12 protein-coding genes are annotated in these 15,822 nt (G+C 66.0%); 10 read left to right on the top strand and 2 right to left on the bottom strand.

The annotated features are described in order from the left end of the window. Complete coding sequence (locus KPL76_RS11315; RefSeq protein ID WP_253202017.1) at positions 1–795, bottom strand: hypothetical protein; 795 nt, start codon at positions 793–795, stop codon at positions 1–3. Between the two features lie 84 nt (positions 796–879). Further along, positions 880–1,482: a cation transporter gene (locus KPL76_RS11310; RefSeq protein WP_216333518.1), complete on the bottom strand. Its 603-nt coding sequence runs from the start codon at positions 1,480–1,482 to the stop codon at positions 880–882. A 226-nt stretch (positions 1,483–1,708) separates the two neighbouring features. On the opposite strand from KPL76_RS11310, the gene KPL76_RS11305 reads away from it, so the two are divergent. The 10 genes from KPL76_RS11305 (at position 1,709) to KPL76_RS11260 (ending at position 15,793) form a co-directional block, all read left to right on the top strand. Further along, positions 1,709–2,290, top strand: a complete 582-nt coding sequence (locus KPL76_RS11305; RefSeq protein ID WP_216333516.1) for a hypothetical protein — start codon at positions 1,709–1,711, stop codon at positions 2,288–2,290. A 13-nt stretch (positions 2,291–2,303) separates the two neighbouring features. Continuing rightward, complete coding sequence (locus KPL76_RS11300) at positions 2,304–3,188, top strand: lytic transglycosylase domain-containing protein (protein ID WP_216333508.1); 885 nt, start codon at positions 2,304–2,306, stop codon at positions 3,186–3,188. Between the two features lie 3 nt (positions 3,189–3,191). Continuing rightward, positions 3,192–5,129, top strand: a complete 1,938-nt coding sequence (locus KPL76_RS11295) for a PASTA domain-containing protein (RefSeq protein WP_216333499.1) — start codon at positions 3,192–3,194, stop codon at positions 5,127–5,129. A gap of 147 nt (positions 5,130–5,276) precedes the next feature. Beyond that, on the top strand, positions 5,277–6,443 hold the full coding sequence (pstC, locus tag KPL76_RS11290) for a phosphate ABC transporter permease subunit PstC (protein WP_253202016.1): 1,167 nt from the start codon (positions 5,277–5,279) through the stop codon (positions 6,441–6,443). Positions 6,444–6,451: 8 nt separating this feature from the next. Then, entirely contained in the window at positions 6,452–7,837 is a 1,386-nt protein-coding gene (pstA, locus tag KPL76_RS11285; protein WP_216333489.1) for a phosphate ABC transporter permease PstA, read from the top strand. Beyond that, positions 7,834–9,354: a phosphate ABC transporter substrate-binding protein PstS gene (pstS, locus tag KPL76_RS11280; RefSeq protein WP_253202015.1), complete on the top strand. Its 1,521-nt coding sequence runs from the start codon at positions 7,834–7,836 to the stop codon at positions 9,352–9,354. The genes pstA and pstS overlap by 4 nt, the downstream gene beginning before the upstream one ends. Before the next feature lie 204 nt (positions 9,355–9,558). Next, positions 9,559–12,162: a hypothetical protein gene (locus tag KPL76_RS11275; RefSeq protein WP_216333487.1), complete on the top strand. Its 2,604-nt coding sequence runs from the start codon at positions 9,559–9,561 to the stop codon at positions 12,160–12,162. A 114-nt stretch (positions 12,163–12,276) separates the two neighbouring features. Further along, positions 12,277–13,392, top strand: coding sequence for a hypothetical protein (locus tag KPL76_RS11270; RefSeq protein WP_216333485.1), 1,116 nt, complete (start codon positions 12,277–12,279; stop codon positions 13,390–13,392). A gap of 37 nt (positions 13,393–13,429) precedes the next feature. Continuing rightward, positions 13,430–14,515 carry a hypothetical protein gene (locus tag KPL76_RS11265; protein WP_216333484.1) on the top strand — a complete coding sequence of 362 codons (1,086 nt, stop codon included), beginning with the start codon at positions 13,430–13,432 and terminating at the stop codon, positions 14,513–14,515. A gap of 147 nt (positions 14,516–14,662) precedes the next feature. After that, positions 14,663–15,793, top strand: a complete 1,131-nt coding sequence (locus KPL76_RS11260; protein WP_216333482.1) for a WxL protein peptidoglycan domain-containing protein — start codon at positions 14,663–14,665, stop codon at positions 15,791–15,793. The last annotated feature ends 29 nt before the right edge of the window (positions 15,794–15,822 follow it).

Below are 15,822 nucleotides of genomic sequence, written 5' to 3'. Positions count from 1 at the left end.
TCAGCTCGCCCTCTCGCTGCGTGCCGGTTGCAGGCCAGCCAACCGGCTTTCGGCCACACGGTTCCCGACGCCACGCCCCTCCGCCACACGCCCGTCAACCCCACGGCCCTGCTCCGCCACGCGCACCTGCTCCGCCACGCGCACCTGCTCAGAGGAATCGGGCAGCCACAGCCTGGCCGTGCGGTTCTGACCCCGGAACGCCCTGCCGGCAGAACTCACCGTCACCTGCCGGCTCGCCAGGTGCCCGTAGCCCTGCCCGATGCCACCCCACTGGCTCGCCGTGATGCGGAGGGTCGCCTCGCTCTGCGGCCAGCCCCCCAGCACGATCAGGGTGGCCTCGCGCTGGCGGATGCGCGCGGTCAGCCGTGCCACGACCGAATCGCTGAGGCGTGGGGGAGTCACGGTGACCACCACCGTCACCACGTCGATCACCGCAGACGCCACGGCCAGCCACTGCTCACCAGGGTGCGGCACCAGAACCAGCCGCTCGAGGTCGATGCCCGATCGGCTCGCTGCTTCGGCGCCGAAGTCGGGCAGGCCGATGACCCCGCACCACGCTCCCGCTGCAGAGGGGCCCGTCATCAGTGCCATGAGCAATGCGTGCGACCCCTCGACCGAGTACGCAGCCCCCGCCTTGAGGGCACCGCCCGGCAGCAGGGAGGCGAATGCCGGAGAGGTGTTCAGGCTGCGTGTCTCGAGTTTTGTGCTCTGCATCTGCCGGATGCGCTCCTGGAGTTCGCGCACCGCTGACGCCGCGGGGGCGGCTTCGTCAAGGAGCAATGCAGGTTCAGGCACCCTTCAATATTCGAATATATGTTCGAATAAGTCAATTGCCCCCAGCGTGTCGCAGGCTCGTATCACGGGCCCGATCCGCCGGTGTCAGTCAGCCTCTGGCCGGAAGATGTGTACCGCCTCGCGGGCGGCGTAATAGACGATGACGTAACCGGCAATCGGGTCGGCCCACCACCAGCCGGCCAGTGAGTTGAGGGCGAGTCCGAGAAGCACGGCGACGGCGAGCATTCCGTCGATGAACGTCACCCGACCCTCGGTGACCAGCACGGGGTTGCCGAGCTCACGGCCGGTGCGGCGTTTACCTGCCGCGAGCGCGAACATGACGAGGGCAGTGACCGCTGTCCACACTATTCCCGCCGCGCTGGGAGAGGCGTGATGACCGGTGGCCAGCGCGAGTGTCGACTGCACCGCGAGGTACGCGGCGAGCGCGATGAAAGCGATGCCGATCATCCGGAGCGCACGTCTCTGGCGTGCTTCGCCGGTACCAGAGAGCTCCCACAACACCACCGTGCTCACACCGATCTCGATGAGACTGTCGAGGCCGAAACCCACCAGCGCAACCGACGAGGCCGACACCGCGAGAATCGCGAGCACGACGACGCCCACCACGTTCCAGCCGAGCGTCGCCCATTCAAGCAGTCGTCCGCGCCTGAGGAGAACCACGGCATCGTCAGGCGGTGATGGGGTCATGACTCCATTCTGCTTCCCGATGGCAACCACAACACGCACCCTCGGAGGGCACTTATGAACCGACAGTGAGTCAGCTGGACACCTGGCGTACACGTCTTCTTCACTTCGGTGAGGGCGAAAAGCCACTCACACCCGCCAAGGTACTGGCTGAACGCATCGCGTTCTCAGCCTGACTGAGCTCTTCAGCCCGACTGAGCTCGTCAGACTGAGTGAACCCGAGGATCCCGTGTCAGCCAGCCCGTGCATCGTCTTCTCGGCGTTCCGCACGAATTCCGAGCCGATGATCCGCGCGTGGTCGGCTTTCCGCCAGCAGGTGAAGGTCGGCGAGAAGACCACAGCGACGAACACCGCAGCCCAGAACATCGCGGAGCCGACAAGGGCGCAATTGACTCTCAGCGAACCGCCGGCCACACGCACGCCAAGTACAGCCGCACCGAGCCAGTCGGGCATCTGGCGCCTGCTCGCGTCGAACAACCGCGAGGTCGCGCGCAGCTCGTACCTCTATACCTCGTTCGTCGCCGCTCGCGGGCACGTGCTCTACCTGCAGCAATCGGTCGACGACATGCAGATCACCATCGTGAATGGCCCGACGGCAGGCACCCACGGGTGGTTCGCAACCATTGACTCGTCAGCCGTGATGACCTGCGCCCGGTGGTACGGAGCAAGTGCCTCGAGCCTCGAAGCTGCCGTGACCACGCTCGCCGCCCTGCGCAGTGCGACGGTGACAGACGACCCCCGGCGTACGGCCACGCCCGGCCAGCGCAACCGGCCCCTCACCTCCACGCCATCGCGAGCTGCCGCGTGGTAGCCGGGCACTGACCATGAGAACCAGCATCACCCTTCTCGTCACCGCCCTGCTCGCCCTGGGCGGGTGGCTGGCCTACAGTGCCGTCACAGCTCCCGGCCAAGCCGCCCACGCCGCACTCGGGGTGCCCGGGCAGACCGACCTGGCAGCCCTGGCACCGGATGTTGTCACCCCCGTCGACCCGTCACCATCTACGCTCACCGAGCCCTCGTCACCGACGTCGTCGGCATCGGGTACCTCTGACGCGTCGACCACGACGGCCGGCCCCGGACTCGCGGGTACCACTGCAGGCGCAACGGGGACCACTACATCGAGCAACACCGGCAATTCTCGCAGGGTCGACCGTGCTTGGGCGCAGCGCGCGGCATCGGCCACGGGCATCCCGTATCGCGCAGTGCTCGGCTATGCCGGCGCGACCATCGCTCTGCAGGCCGAACAACCCTCGTGTCATCTGGGATGGAGCACTCTCGCCGCTCTCGGCAATATCGAGTCGGGGCACGGAACACATGCCGGTTCGCTCATACAAGACAACGGCGTTGACACACCCGGAATCTTCGGCCCCTCGCTCGACGGCACGAGCTACGACGCGATCGCCGCCGCACCGACGGGCACGACGGGTAACGCGGGCAGCACGTCAGCCCAGTGGGCACGAGCAGCGGGGCCGTTGCAGTTCATCCCCTCGACCTGGGCCCAGTGGGGTTCTGACGGCAACTCCGACGGTGTGGCCGACCCCCAGCAGATCGACGATGCGGCGTTGACCGCCGGGCGCTACCTCTGCAGCTACGGGGATCTGTCGACGGCAGCGGGCTGGCGGGCATCCGTCTTCGCCTACAACCATGTCGAGTCGTACGTGGACTCCGTCGCAGCGACGGCGAATCTGTATGCCGCCGAGGTCGGGTGACTCGTGCAGCACGCAACAGAAGGACTCATCTCCGGGCGCTTCAGGCTCGGCGACCTGCTGGGAAGCGGCGGCTCGGCATCGGTCTTCGACGCTGTCGACGTCACTGCTGCGGATTCTGCCACCGCAGCTGAGCCGGCCGAAACCCACGTCGCGCTGAAGATCCTGCACCCGCACCTTTCGCGCTCGCCCGAAGCCCGCGACGCGTTCTTCACCGAGGCACGGGCGGCCGAGAATCTGCGGCACCCGAACATCGTCGCCGTTCTGGGCGTCGGCGTGCACGACCCCGAGGGCGAGCCGCTCGCGTGGATCGCCCTGGAGCGCGCACCGGGAATCACGCTGGCCGAGTTCGTCGAACTGAACGGCCCGCTGAGCGTCTCGAGCAGCCTGGCGCTTGCCGATGGCGTACTGCGCGCACTGGAGGCGGCCCACACAGTCGGGCTCATGCACCGCGACGTGTCGCCGGCCAACATCATGGTCGAACCCGGTGCGCACAACGTTCTCACCCCCGAGGCGGTGCGGTTGGTCGACTTCGGCCTCGCCGATGCGGCCGGGCGCCCCGTTCTCGGCGCTGACATTCTTCGGAGCACTCGCCCGGGCCCCAGCGACCCGAGTGTCGAAGCATCGGGCAACGAAGAACCACCCACCGAGCTGAACACCTCGCCGCTAGGTGCTCTCGGGGTGCTTGGCAGCGCCAACTACATGTCGCCGGAACAGGCTCTCGGCGAGGCGGTCGACGAACGCGGCGACATCTACCAGGTCGGCGCAGTGCTTCATTTCGCGCTCACCGGGCGCCCACCGTTCGTGCGCGACTCGACGTCGGCCGTCATGCGCGCCCACGTGAACTCGCCACCGCCGGTGCCGTCCGTGCTGTACTCCGGCATTCCCCGTGCCATCGACCGACTGGTCGTCAAAGCGCTGCTCAAAGACCCGGCCGGCCGCTACCCCTCTGCCGCCGCCATGCGTGAGGCCGTTGTGCTCCTCGAAGTTCGAAACACCGGGCCGAATTCGCAGCGAACGGTCATGCTGCCGCCGTCCGGCACCACGACACGGATGATCGCCTCACCCCCGCTCGCACCCCGCCGCCCCGCGGGCCCACCCGGTACGGCGCAAACGGCCGCTGCACGCCAGCCGACCGCATCCGGCCCCGTGTTCACCGGGCAGTCTCGGTCCACTGCCTCCGAGCCCAGTCTGACCGCCGCCGCGCTCACGCCGACCCAACTCACTGCGGCGTCGGCCTCACCGACGGTCTACGCCGGCCGGCGCCAGCGGGGCGGGGGAGCCGTCTGGGCCGGCATCATCCTCACCCTGACCGTCATCGCCGTGGCCTGGGTGCTCGCCACAACGTCGAACCCGAGCTCGTCGACAGCAGCAGGGCCGGGTTCGGCGAACCCGGCAAGTCATGCGGCAACGCCGTCTGCGACCGCCAGCGCCGAGCCGAGCCAGACGCCGGTGGTCACCGCGGCCGCGAGCACGACCCCCGCGCAGGTCGCCGCGCCCGCTCTGCTTTTGCTCAGTCTCGCCGATGCGAGAGCGGCGCTCACAGCTGCCGGCCTGACCCTCGGGAGTATCACTTCGCAGGATTCCAACCGGCCCGGCGACACCGTACTCTCCGTTTCGCGCACCGCGGGCACGAGCGTCGAGCCGGGCAGCGCGGTCGACGTCGTGGTCGCCTCTGGCTCGAACGCCGTGCCGATCGTGACCGGGCTCGGTCAGAGCGACGCGATCGCGAGCATCCAGTCGGCGGGTTTCGCAGTGGTGGTGCAGACGCAGGTGACCGGTTCAGCGGTGCCCGGCACGGTGACTGGAACCCAACCGGCCGAAACCTCGTCGCTGCGGCTCGGCAGCTCGGTCACCATGATCGTCGCCACGGCGCCTGCCACAACCGCCCCGACGCCGAGCCAGACGGTCACGCCGACACCGTCAGTCACCCCGCACGCATGACCCTCTCACTGGGGGGTGCCGACCGATTTCTGATCATGCCGCGTTTATGCCTCCTTCACCCTCCCGGCCCCGGGCGTTTACTTTGCCCGGTGATTATCAGGCCTGTGGTGCGGAGCCTGCCCGAGGCATGCCACGAGGAGGTGCACTGTGTCTGAAAAGAAGTTCGACTCGTTGACAGACGTGCACAGCATGCTCACCGACAAGACCAGCGTGAAGACCCCCGTTGCGCGGGTGATCGCCGACGAGGTCGGCCCCGACCCGTCAGTACTGCGACCGCCGCTGCCACCTGATTCCGACGACGCGCCCACCCATGTGAACCCCGACCCGATCAACATGGTCGGCGTTCACAAGCGGTCGCTGAAGTCGCGCCCCTCCCGCTCGGACTCCGTTTTCAAGGGCGTCTCGTTCACCGCCGGCGCAACCACGGTCGGCATCATGCTTGCCGTCGGCCTCTTTCTCACCCTGCGCGCCAGCGACGCCCTCCAGGTGCAGGGCATCAACTTTCTGTTCGAACAGCAGTGGTCGCCCGACACCCACCAGTTCGGCATCGCCGCCGTGATCTTCGGCACGTTCACCATCGCCATCATCGCGATGTGCGTCGGTGTACCCCTGGCCGTCGGCACCGCCCTGCTGCTCTCCGAGGTCGTGCGCGGCGGCCTCCGCTCCTTTCTGGTCTCTCTGGTCGACCTCATGGCCGCCGTGCCGAGCGTGGTCTTCGGCCTCTGGGGTCTGTTCTTCCTCCAGTCGGCGGTCATCCCGGTATCGAAGTGGATCTCGACCTACTTCGCCTGGATCCCCGTCTTCGCCGTGACCGACCCCTCCAGCGGCCAGACCCTCACCGAGGCGAGCGCCTTCACCTCCTCGGCCTTCATCGCCGGCATCGTGGTCGGCCTCATGGTCGTGCCCACCCAGACCTCGGTCATGCGCGAGGCCTTCTCGCAAGCCCCCATCGGCGAGCGCGAAGCAGCCTTCGCCCTGGGCTCCACCCGCTGGGGCATGATCCGCACGGTCGTCATCCCGTTCGGGCGGGGCGGGATGATCGGGGGAGTCATGCTCGGCCTCGGCCGCGCCCTCGGCGAGACCATCGCGGTGTATCTCATCATCTCGCCGATCTTCTCGATCAACTGGCAGGTGCTGAAGACCGGCACCAACTCGGTCTCGGCCCTGATCGCTCTGCGCTACGGAGAGGCAACCCAGTTCGGGCTCTCCGCCCTCATGGCCGCAGGCCTCGTGCTCTTTCTCATCACCCTGGTCATCAACTTCACCGCATCGTCGATCGTGGCCCGCTCGCGTTCCGGCGCTGAGACGAGTTAGGCGCGCAGATGACCACCATCACCACTTTCGAGAAGCCCGTTTCGGGCGACCCCGACGACGACGGCTTCGGCGAGGGCACCCAGAACGACGAAGACCTCGACTCTGGGCCGCGCCTGACCTTCATTCCTCCCCACGTGCACGAGGCCGCTCCCACCGAGCCCGCACCGCGCCGCCGCCTGCGGGAGGCGACCCTCGACGAACGTTTCAACATCATCGGCGCCCTCGTGGCCGGCCCCACCCTGGCCACCCTGCTCTTCGGTTGGTTCACCCCGCTCACCGGCCCCATCGGCTGGGTCGTCGTGGCCTTCATCTCCTTCATCGGCTTCTACATCCTGCTGGTCTCTCTTCGCTCCGACCGTGAAGAGGTCAAGGACCGCGTGCTCACGGTTCTGCTCATCAGCGCCGGCACCGTGCTGTTCAGCGCGCTCGTCTTCGTCGTCATCTTCACGGTGAGCCGCGGCCTCGAAGCCCTGCCGCACATGAATTTCTTCACCCAGACGATGCAGTTCGCCGGCCCGCTCGACGGTCTCGACGTGGGAGGTATCGCTCACGCAATCGTGGGCACGCTCATCCAGATCTCCATTGCTCTGTTGATCACGATTCCGCTCGGTATCACCACAGCGGTGTTCCTCAACGAGATCGGCGGCAAATTCGCCCGCTTCGTGCGCACCATCTCCGACGCCATGACTGCGCTGCCGTCGATCGTCGCCGGCCTGTTCGTCTACGCCGCCGTCATCCAGCTCTTCACTCACCAGCGCTCGGGGTTCGCCGCCGCAATCGCCATCGCGGTGATGATGCTGCCGATCATCATCCGCGCCTCCGATGTCGTGCTCCGGCTCGTACCGGGCAACCTGCGCGAGGCCGCCTACGCCCTCGGGTCGACCCGCTGGCGAACAGTCTGGGAGGTCGTGCTGCCGACGGCACGTTCGGGCCTCGTCACCGCGGTCATCCTGGGCACTGCACGAGGCATCGGCGAGACCTCGCCCGTGCTGCTCACCTCGGGCATCACGGCCGTGATGAACCTCAACCCGTTCGAGGGCCCGATGATCTCCCTGCCATTGCAGGTGTTCGACTTCGTCAAGTCGCCCCAGCCCACCATGATCGCGCGGGGGTTCGGCACGGCGGCCGTGCTGATCTCGCTCGTTCTTCTGCTGTTCATCGTTGCGCGCCTCATCGGTGGCAAGGGCCCAGGGCAGCTCTCCGACGGCCAGCGCCGCCGGGTCGCCCAGCAGTCAGCGGATGACCTGCAGCGCATCACCGTCATGAAGTACGCCCTCGCCCAGAACGTCGAGGCCACACAGCCCGCGGCCCCTGCGCCCCCGAGCTCCGCACCTCCCACACAAGCACCCACGACCCACGTGACCACGAACAACAGCGAGGAGACGTCTCAGTGACGCCGCGCATCCGATTCCTTCGTTTCTTCACCGCGGCTTCGGCCTTCGCGGTTCTGCTCGTCAGCGCTGTCGGTGGTGTGACGACGCAGAGCGCCTCGGCCGACACCTACGTGCCCATCTCGGGCAGTGGTTCGACGTGGTCGTCGAACGCGCTCGACCAGTGGCGCAAGGACTTCGCCTCGAACTTCGGCGTCACGGTCAACTACTCGGCGTCGGGTTCGTCTGCTGGGCGAACAGACTTCATCAACGGCTCTGTCGACTTCGCGGTGAGCGAGATCCCGTTCCAGACCGCGCCGGTCGACGGTTCGGCTCCGGAGAACGCCACGGATTACGCCTACATGCCCATCGTGGCCGGGGGCACGTCGTTCATGTACAACCTCAACATCGGTGGCAAGCGCGTCACCGACCTGCAGCTCGACGGCACCACCATCACGAAGATCTTCACCGGGGCCATCACCAACTGGAACGACCCCGCCATCCAGGCGACGAACCCGAGCTTGGCCATGCCCAACAAGCCGATTGTGCCCGTCGTACGCTCCGACGGCTCGGGTTCGACGGCGCAGTTCACACTGTGGATGGCGAAGCAGCACTCCGATGTGTGGTGCCCGTTCGTCAACGAAGCGCCGGGTGACAGCTGTGGGCTCACCTCGCAGTACCCCAACGCGAGTTTCGCAAAGTTCCAGAGCGGCTCGCTCGGTGTGGCCGGGTATGTGAGCCAGGGCTACGGCGAAGGGGCGATCACGTACGTCGAGTACTCGTACGCGCTCAACTCCAAGTTTCCGGTCGCGAAGGTGCTGAATGCAGCGGGCAACTATGCCGAACCGACGGCCTCCGCGGTCGCGATCGCGCTCGGCAAAGCGAAGATCAATGCAGACCTGACACAGGACCTCAGTGACGTCTACGTCAACCCCGACCCCGCTGCGTATCCGCTTTCGAGCTACTCGTACATGATCATCCCGACCGTGGCGAAGGGTATCTTCACCAATGACAAGGGAAAGACTCTCGCTGCCTTCGTGACGTATGTGCTGTGCAACGGGCAACAGCAGGCCGCAGCACTCGGCTATTCGCCGCTGCCCGCAAACCTCGTCTCCGCCGCCTCCGAACAGGTGAAGCGCATTCCGGGTGGACCCGCCGCAGGAATCGACTGTTCCAAGGTCAAGGGCGGCTCCACCGGGGTCACGGTCACACCAGACCCGACCGCCAGTGCGGCTGCAACAACGGCCGGTGCTGGCGGTGCAGCCAGCACCGGCGCCGGGGCCGACGGCTCCACTGCCGCGGGCACTACGGATTCCGCTGCCGCCGCGGCTGCGTCGAACACCGCCGTGTATGACGCCAATGGCGCCATCGTCAGCGGTTCGTCAGGAGTGGGGGCCGCAGTTGCTGCGTCGAAACCCCTCGTGCTGGATGACAGCGCCTTCGGCTCACAACAGATTGTGATGATCGTGGCCGGCCTGCTGCTGGTGCTGGCGATCGTTCTGCCGCCGTTTCTCTCACGTCGTCTGAAACGGAGCAAGTAGCCCTTTCGCCCCTGCTGAAACACCCCCAGGAGCACGTGCTGTCGGGGGTGCTTCCGGTGTGCCACAAAGCTTCAGATCGCCCGCCCCATTGTGAAATCTCCGAAGCGGTACTCGTTCTCGCGTCGTTCATCTGGGCGACACTCTCCGCCCCTACTTTTATGCCGTTCCTCTTCGAAACCGCTGGTTTCCCGCTTGGAGTTTGCCTTGTCTTCAGCCCCCCGTCACTGCCAGTCGCGGCGCCGAACCCTCGTTCAGTCGGGGCTCTCTGGCATCATCGGCGGCATCGCCGTCGGGGCGATCGTGACGCTGGGTGGCGTGGTGATCCCAGCGACGTCAGCACAGGCATCCGTATCGAGTGCAGTCACCGTGTCGGTCGCTGACCAGGACAAATCAGGCACCGCACCCCTCCCTGATCTGAAGGTGACCGTCTCGCAGACGAAAGACCTGCAGGCCCAGGGCATCAAGGTGAGCTGGACGGGTGGCAAGCTCTCGTCACCTCCCGGTGGCGGCAGTGGAGGCGGCGACTATCTCCAGGTCATGCAGTGCTGGGGCAACGATCCTCTTGACGCCTCGCAGCCCGACCGGACCACATGCCAGTACGGGAGCTTCGGCACCACCGGTGCGGCGCGCTACACGAATATCCAGCCCGGCGACGTTGCCGCGGCAGAAGACAAGTTATACACCGTACCTGCCGGCGACTTCACCTCAGGCATGACGTCTGTGCCGTTCAAACCGTATCCAGGCGATGATGCAACAAAGACTGTAGCTCTCGTCCAGGACAGCAAGTTCGTGCCGAATGCCACGGACCCGGCCAACAACCAGTACTTCACGAAGCTGACGACGAACGAGGTCAGCTGGGCCGGTTCCGGGCCCAACGGCGACGGGTCTATCAAGTTCGAAATGCAGACGGCCACGCAGGCCTCCGGTCTTGGCTGTGGAACCCCGGTAACGACCGGAGGCGTCGTGTCTGGAACGCCGTGCTGGCTTGTCATCCTCCCGCGGGGTCAAAATGATCCCGGGTCGACGGTCGTCGGAACGAAGCAGTCAGGGCTCGACTTCAACGTGTGGAAACACAAGCTGGCGGTCAAGCTTGACTTCCAGCCGGTGGGGCTCCGTTGCACCCTCGGCTCGGCCGTCAGGCAACTGGCCGGAAGCCAGCTGATCGAAGGTGCCGTGCGATCGTGGCAGCCACAACTCTGCACCGCCGCAGGCGGAGCGACCTATGCGCTCATCGGGCAGCCCGAAACCGACGCGGCCACGGCCGCGAACAGCACCGACCCCCAGCCTCTCGCGCTGACCTCGAGCGCTCTTCAGACCGATGGAACCGATTCACTGACCTACGCGCCCGTTGCACTGAGTGGTGTCACGATCGCCTTTGCCATCGACAGGAGTGTGAAATCGACGTGCCCCGGCGTCTCCGCCACTGATCTGGCCGCCTACAAGTCCCAGAACCAGCTGCCGTTCACGGAGCTCAAGTTGACACCGCGCCTTGTGGCAAAACTTCTGAGCTATTCCTACTACGACTCCCTGCCCAACGGGGCCGACAAGTCTGAAGTCGGCTACACGAGCCCGCCGAACCCAGGCCCGAACGCCAGGAACATCACGTGGGACAAAGAGTTCATCGAGATCAACGGCCCGGAGTGGGGTTGCCAGAGCATCGCCGACGCGGCAATCGCAGACATGCTCGAGCCTCTGGGGCACTCCGACGCGGCATCTGCTGTCTGGAAGTACGTCATGAGCGACAAGGACGCCGTTGACTTCCTGAACGGCGTACCAGATCCCTGGGGCATGAAGGTCAACCCGTGGGCATCCACGAACCCCGATCTCAACCCGACTGGTGTCGGACTCGCGCTCCCCACCGACAGTTTTCCGAAGCCCAGCCCCATCGAGCGAGCAGCCACGGCCTCCGAACCCGCTCTCAATCTCGTGACCTGGCGACCTTACACAAACAGCCTCGATGCAGGCGGCCTTGCCGTGCTGAGAGGCGACGGCCAGGACTACGGAAGCTATGACCCGGGGCCACCGCCGAAGTACAGCAAGGCGGCACGAAACCTGCCGGGCCTACAGAAGGTCCTCGGCATCACGAGCTCAGCATCCGCCGCGAAGTACCAGCTGTTCACTGCGGCCCTCCGTAACCCGGCTGGCAACTATGTGACTGCGACGACCGACTCGTTGACGGCAGCCGCTGCAGCTATGACGACCGACCCGAAACAGGCCCAGGTAGTGGGATTCGACCCTGCGTCTGACTCAGCCAAGGCTGCCCAGACGGCATACCCGCTGACGATGCCCGTCTATGCGGCGGTGAACGCAGGCATGAAGGACCCGACGGCCACAGACCCGACCTCCATCCGCAAGGACTACGCCGCGTTCATCCGGTATGCGGTGGGTGCCGGACAGGTCTCTGGTACAGCGCTCGGCCAGCTTCCCGATGGCTATGCTCCGATCCCCGACGCCTGGAAGACCCAGGCGCTGGCTGCCGCGACAACGATCGGCGGGGCGCTGCCCACCACGGCGACACCGACTCCCAGCCCCTCCGCGACGTCCGCAGCACAGACCACGACGAAACCCGTGCAGAGCTCGTCGGCCGGCACTTCTTCTTCGCAGGTCGCGCCCGTCGCTGCCCAGCCCGTCTCGACCCCGACCGACCCCGCGCCCACTGGCGCCGCGGCAAAACCACTACTCGGAGACCCCACCCCGGCCGACCCCACGTCGGGAGCACTCCCCGCAGCCCTGCCAGCGAGCATCATCGCCGGCCTCGGGTTCGCGCTGGCTGTTCCCTTCGTCTCCCGCATCAGGAGAAGACGATGATGCCCCACATTCTTGGCACCCGCGAACGACGGCAACGATTGACGCCGCTCGCACCAAGTCGATGCGACTGCGCCTGCCGTTGCTCGGTTAACCCTCCCGAAAGGAATCCCCACAGTGAAGATCAATAAGGTTGTTGCAGTTGCAGCAGCTCTGGGCGTCGCCGTTGCCGGCATCGCTTTCTCCGCTCCCGCCGCTTACGCGGAGCCTGTCTCCAACAGCTACGTGCTGGTCGGTTCCGACACCCTTCAGGATGCAGTCAACGCTCTGGCCAACGGCACCTCGATCAGTGGCGCGAGCGTTCGCGTCACCGCTTCGGGTTCCTCGATCGGTTCCTACGACGCCTTCGGTTCGAACGCCATCCAGGTCAAGCCTGCTGGCCCGACCTTCGGCCGCCCCTCGGGTTCGGGCGACGGAGTCAAGGCTCTCAGCCGCTCCATCGACGGTGCCAACTGGGTCAAGAACGGTCTCACCAAGTCCATCACGGGCCAGGTCGACCTCGCTCGTTCATCAAGCGGCCCCTCGGCCAACCCGACGGGCCCGCTTCTCTACGTGCCGTTCTCACGTGACGCTGTTTCGTACGCGTACAAGTTCGGCGCCGGCGTCACCTCTGCTGCAGGCATCGACACCCTCAGCGCCGCTGACCTGACCTCGCTCTACAACGGAACGCTCACCTCCGTCGGTGGCGTCACCGTTGTTCCCCGTCTTCCCCAGGATGGCTCGGGAACCCGCAAGTTCTGGGTCGGCGCTCTCGGCGTCGGCAACGCACCTGCCGGTGTTCCGGATGCTGCAACCACCACCCTGCAGGAGAACGACGCCACCCAGCTGACCCCCGCCGCGAACACGATCCAGATCGTTCCCTTCTCGGCTGCCAGCTGGATCGCCCAGTCCAACGGCGCCACCGGCACCAACACCATCGCGGGCTCGGGCGTCTCGCTCGGCGCCATCGGCGGCGTTGTAGCCTTCACCGGTTCGGGCACCGCGCTCGTTCCTGACGCTCCGTTCTACGCCAACACCACGTTCGGCCGCGACACCTACATCGTCGTCGAGTTCGCTCGCGTCGACTCGACCAGCGCAACGTACGACGCCGGCCTGGCTTCGCTCGTGAACCCGACCGTTTCGAAGAGCCTCACCAACTTCGGCTCGAGCCCGGCAACCGCCGGCGCCGTGAAGAAGAAGTTCGGCTTCCTCGCACCGTCGACCACCGCTACCCAGCGTGCAAACCTCTCCTAGTTCCCCCTTCACTCTCAACACCTCTGAAAGGCTAGAAATGATCAAGAAGAATGCCATTCGTTTGGCATCAGTCGGCATCATCGCCGGCGCGCTCATCGGCGCGACGTCGCTGACTGCCCAGGCAGCACCCGGCGTGCCGCCCGCTCCCGTCGGCTCGACAGGTGCCTACTACCTCGTCGACTCCGGCACCGGCGCACCCGTGGTTGCGGGTACCGTTCTCAACTACAGCGACGACGTCTCCGGTTCACCGGTCGTCGGTGCAGTGAACGACTTCGCGAACTACTTCACCGGCCCGGCCGACGCCACCGGCGTCAAGGTGTTCGTCACCGCGCTCGGCACCGAGCGGACCCCCGCTTCGTACTCGTCGTTCGCACCGAGCGCGTTCGCTGACCCTGCCGCCAAGACCGTGCTGCTCCCCGCAGGCGAGCTCGACGCCATGATCAACGGCCTCCCCGGCCAGGCGGCAGTCAAGTCCGCTGGTGGAAACTACAGCCTCGGCGTTGCGTTCACCAAGGACAACGGCGTGAACATCGCGTCGAATGCTGTGTACTACACGACCATCAGCATCGAAGCCGGCACCGGCCTCTGGACCCCGTACGTCACGGGCGTCGTCACCCCGCCGCCGCCCGCGAGCGGTACCTTCGACCAGAACCTGTCGGCTACCACCATTGCCGCGCAGGATGGCACCCTGAACCTGGTCGCGCCGGCCAGCTCCACCACCACCCTTGGTGCAGCGACCCTGGTCAACCAGCTCTCGACCTCGACCGGTGACCTCGGTAAGTTCACCGTTCAGGACACCCGCGTCGTCACCGCCAAGGGTTGGGACCTGACCACCTCGGTCACGAACTTCACCAACACGGCTGACAACACCAAGACGATCGACAAGAAGCAGCTCGGTGTCGCGGCCAAGGCCGCAGCCGGCACCACGCTTCCTGCCGGCGTCACCCTCGCAGCAGCCCAGGTCGCCGGCTCCGCCGTCAACCCGGCGCCGTTCGCAAGCGCTGCCGCAGGCACCGCGATCGCCGCAACCGACCTCGACGCTGGACTGACGCTTGTCGCTCCCGCCAACACGCCGGCTGGTACCTACACCGCGAAGCTCACCGTCACGCTGGCTTCGAAGTAACACCCGCTCCACAGAACTGAACCAGGGGAGGGGTCGCGCAAGCGGCCCCTCCTTTTGGGGTGACAGCAGAACCGCTGGGCGCCCCTTGTTCACCTCCGGTTCAGCTCCCCGACCTACTCCCGCCAACTGAGTTTGGATAAATGTACTGTGCCCGTTATCACAGCCCTGCCCTCATTGCTCAAACGCATTCTCGCGTTCGCTTTCGCGTCTCTGTTCGTCGCCGGACTGATGGTCTCATTCCAGTCGGCCACGAGTGCGCGAGCCGACGACACCGCTGGAATCTCTGGCGCACCCTCTGACGGCAAGGCGACAGACGATCGATCACGATTCAGCTATCAACTCGCGCCCGGCCAGCACATCGACGACTTCTACCAGGTCAAGAACACCGGTACGGTTCCTCAGACCATGAAGGTCTTCGCAACAGACGCCTACAACACCGACGACGGTTCGTATGGCCTGCTCGACACCGATGCAACCCCTGCCGATGCCGGCAAGTGGGTCTCCTTCGCCAACGGAGCGAAACAGCTCTCCATCCCTCTCGACCCGGGAGCCACGCAGATCGTTCCCTTCACACTGGATGTGCCGGCCGACGCCTCGCCCGGTGACCATGCAGCAGGGATCGTCATCTCTGTACTGACCCCCGACGGCCAGGTTCTCGTCGACCGCCGAGTCGCCACGCGCCTCTACGCCCGCGTCGAAGGCGCCCTGCAGGCTGCGCTCACCATCAGCAGCATCTCGGCGAGCTACGACCAGCAGTTCAATCCGTTCGATGGGGCGGCCACCGTCACCTACACCGTGAAGAACAACGGAAACGTGGCGCTCGGTGCGAACACCGTCGTCGGTGTCAACACCTACCTGGGCATCGCCGCGGCGGGTCAGGTACGCACCGAGCTCAAAGAGATGCTCCCCGGTAGCACACGGACCGTTTCGGTCACGGTCCCCGGCGTCGCCCAGCTCGGCTACCTCAACCCCTACATCAGCCTTGCCCCGACGATCGATCCCGAAGCCCTGAACCCGGGCCCGCTCACCACCGTCAACCGCGACACAGTGCTCATCGCGATGCCGTGGTGGCTCGTGATCATCCTCGTGATCGTGCTGCTCGTCTGGCTGTTCCTGCGCATCCGTCGCAAGCGCGACGAGAAGAATGCTATTGCCTGGGCCGCCTACACCGAGGCAGAGGCCCGCCGCCGCGCGACAGAAGAACTCGTCGCTACCGGTGCCACAACCACTGGTGCCGCATCCGCTGCCGAGGGCACCGCGCCCGACTCCTCCCGGTAGCACGGTGAGATCGAGAAGGCGAGCGATAG

This window comes from Subtercola sp. PAMC28395 (assembly GCF_018889995.1).
Taxonomy (GTDB): domain Bacteria; phylum Actinomycetota; class Actinomycetes; order Actinomycetales; family Microbacteriaceae; genus Subtercola.
Note: the sequence above shows the minus strand (reverse complement) of the source record. Positions and strands in the feature narration are given on the sequence as shown.

What these genes read in the sequence shown, in the direction of transcription:
- KPL76_RS11310 (WP_216333518.1), bottom strand. Translation starts at nt 1,482, where the DNA reads ATGACCCCATCACCGCCTGACGATGCCGTGGTTCTCCTCAGGCGCGGA.
- KPL76_RS11300 (WP_216333508.1), top strand. Translation starts at nt 2,304, where the DNA reads ATGAGAACCAGCATCACCCTTCTCGTCACCGCCCTGCTCGCCCTGGGC.
- pstA (WP_216333489.1), top strand. Translation starts at nt 6,452, where the DNA reads ATGACCACCATCACCACTTTCGAGAAGCCCGTTTCGGGCGACCCCGAC.
- KPL76_RS11265 (WP_216333484.1), top strand. Translation starts at nt 13,430, where the DNA reads ATGATCAAGAAGAATGCCATTCGTTTGGCATCAGTCGGCATCATCGCC.